Annotated in this window: 3 protein-coding genes and 1 pseudogene; all 4 read left to right on the forward strand. The window is 57.9% G+C overall.

Going from position 1 to position 2,813, the window contains the following annotated elements; all coding sequences use genetic code 11:
• Positions 1-243: 243 nt before the first annotated feature.
• Positions 244-840, forward strand: coding sequence for a hypothetical protein (gene tsf, locus IRZ24_RS18985; protein WP_297167900.1), 597 nt, complete (start codon positions 244-246; stop codon positions 838-840).
• 271 nt (positions 841-1,111) lie between these two features.
• Positions 1,112-1,897 (forward strand): UMP kinase, encoded by a 786-nt coding sequence (pyrH, locus tag IRZ24_RS18990; protein ID WP_297167903.1) that lies wholly within the window; start codon positions 1,112-1,114, stop codon positions 1,895-1,897.
• Positions 1,898-2,040: 143 nt separating this feature from the next.
• A complete protein-coding gene (gene frr / locus IRZ24_RS18995; protein WP_297167906.1) occupies positions 2,041-2,598 on the forward strand; it encodes a ribosome recycling factor in 558 nt (185 codons plus the stop codon).
• A gap of 2 nt (positions 2,599-2,600) precedes the next feature.
• A pseudogene (locus tag IRZ24_RS19000) lies at positions 2,601-2,813 on the forward strand (hypothetical protein); the annotation flags it as partial.

Here is a 2,813-nt window from a genome sequence, read left to right on the forward strand (position 1 = left end):
TGACGGGGGCAAGCGATCAGGTTGTGAAAGCAGGGGAGGGCCGGGATGAAGCAAAAGGAGCGGCCTCGTTAGCCGGACCTGCTCCCGCTTCGGCCCAGTTCGTGACCAGCTACTCGGGGCCTAGAATCCTACTGTATCGTATCTGTCAAGCACTCGAAACCGTCCGCGAGTGACCGAGAGTCATTGTCAGCCAGACTGAAACCTGAGTATGCTATCAAAGTACACTGAAGGAGAAACACCCTTATGAACTATACTGCTGCCGATGTGAAGAGGTTGCGTGAGGAAACTGGAGCGACCTTTGCCGATTGCAGGAGTGCGCTGGAGGAGGCACAGTCGTGGGAGGAAGCAATCAAGATCCTCAATGCGAAGGCCAATCGCAAGGCCGAGAAGATGATTGCTGCCGGTCGTGAGACCAAGCAGGGAGGCATCTTCTCCTATGTCCATCACAACAACAGAGTAGGAGTCTTGCTGGAGTTGAACTGTAGCACGGACTTTGTCGCGCGCAGCGAAAGCTTTCGCCAACTGGCCAATGAGTTGGCCCTGCAGATCGCTGGCACCGATCCGAAGTATGTGAATTACGAGGATGTGCCTGCGGAAGTCATTGAGCAGGCACGCCAGCAGCTCCTTGAGGACCCCTCGATGGCGCGTGTGCCAGAGCATAAGCGTGAAGAAGTGCTTCAGGGAAAGCTCCAGAAGCTCTTTAGTGAGCAGGTGCTGATGATGCAGCCCTGGATTCGTGATGAGAGCCAGGTGGTGGGAGACTTGGTACGCAAGGTTATTGCGGAAACCGGGGAGAACATTGTGCTTCGTCGCTTCTGTCGCTTTGCTTTGAGCGAGTAGAAAGCGGCACTTCCTGGTCAGTCTGGCAGCGTGCTATGCTATGTGTGGGATTGGAGGTGAGCGCGATGCGCTCTGGACGACCGCCCAGGCGACCAAGGCGGCATCCGCTCCCGCTCCGGCCTTGTCTGTGGAAGGCCGGCCTGTCTCCCTCTTTTCCTGTTCACCGACGCTGCTCCTTGGCGGAAGGAGCCAAACGAGCCATAGGCTGGTGTCCAGGGAGGCAAGACCGAGGCCGTTCCTTCACGAGAAGCGCATGGGAGTAGAAGAGAAGATGGCTGAATCTCAGACGGCTGCGTCTTTGCGCTATCGGCGTATCCTGCTCAAGCTGGGTGGCGAGGCACTAGGCCCCCGCCAGATTGCGGAGGCGGGCGAGCCACGCATTGGGATTGATCCGGCGGCGGTCCGCCGGATCGCGGCAGAGGTCAAGCGCGTTCATGATCTTGGGGTGGAGGTGGCGATGGTCATCGGTGGCGGAAACATTTGGCGTGGGGCAGATGCCGCTGCCGCAGGCATGGATCGCGCGACCGCCGACTATGTCGGCATGCTGGCCACGGTGATGAATTCTCTGGCCATGCAGGATGCTATGGAAAAGCTCGGCCTGGTGACGCGCGTTCAAACGGCGATAGAGATGCCACCTGTGGCAGAGCCTTTCATCCGCCGTCGCGCCGTGCGCCACCTCGAAAAGGGGCGCGTGGTCATCTTAGCGGCGGGTAGTGGCAATCCGTTCTTTACAACTGACACGGCGGCGGCCTTGCGCGCCATCGAGCTGAATGCCCAGGTGCTGCTAAAGGCCACGAAGGTTGACGGCGTCTACGATGATGATCCCATGCGCAATGCGAACGCTCGTAAGTTCGAAGAGTTAAGCTACATGCGCGCGCTCAATATGGGCCTCAAGGTGATGGATAGTACAGCGATCTCGCTCTGCAAGGATAACCACTTGCCGATCGTAGTCTTTAATTTCGATCAGCCCGGAACACTGGAGGCTATCATGCGTGGCGAGAAGCGCGGAACACTCGTTCATGACCTTGAGGAGAGCGCTGTCAGCGAGCGCGCCTGAATATCGACTGGCTGCAAATTGCAAGGCAAGCAGAGGGGTGCTGCACCTGACTTGCTTGCTGACTTGCTTGCCGGTCACTCTGCCCTGGTCTGTCGCTTTGCTCAGCACGCGTATCCAAGGTACCTTACGATGGGAGCATTGCTATGGTAGATGATATTTTCGGAGATGCCGAACGCCGGATGCAGAAAGCTGTGGAAGCGCTCCGCCATGACTTGGGGAGCATCCGCACGGGCCGCGCCAGTTCCGCCCTCGTGGAACGGATTCAGGTCGATTACTATGGCGTCCCCACGCCGATTAACCAGCTCGCTTCCATCTCAGCGCCGGAGCCACGTTTGTTGGTAATCCAGCCCTGGGATCGCAAGCTGCTCCCTGATATTGAGAGGGCCATCCAGAAGTCGGATCTAGGAATCAATCCTAGCAGTGACGGTCAGGTCATCCGCTTAGCGATTCCGCCTCTCAATGAGGAGCGGCGCCGCGAGATGGTGAAGCTCCTTCATAAGAAGTTAGATGAGCACAAGGTCGCGGTGCGCAATATCCGTCGCGATGTGCAGGACAAGTTGCGTGACCGCGAGAAGAAGAAGGAGATCTCCGAAGATGAGCTGAAGCGGGGTCAGGAGCGCTTGCAGAAGCTGACCGACCGCTACATCGAGGAGATGGATAAAATCGGCAAGCTCAAGGAACACGAGATTTTGGAGGTCTGACATTGACCAGGATACGTGATCTTTTTCCCTCCTCTACAGGGAAAAAGAGTGAGCAGTCGCAACCAGCGGTAGAGGTGCGCTCTCAGGAGCCGGGGCTGCGGGCGGGAGCTTTCCAGGCCCAGGGGCAGGAGCAAGGGCAATCGCAGGGATCAAGCTGTCCGCTGCGTCACCTGGCTATTATTATGGATGGCAATGGCCGCTGGGCCGCTCAGCGT

The sequence above is a fragment of the Thermogemmatispora sp. genome (assembly GCF_019683755.1).
Lineage (GTDB): Bacteria > Chloroflexota > Ktedonobacteria > Ktedonobacterales > Ktedonobacteraceae > Thermogemmatispora.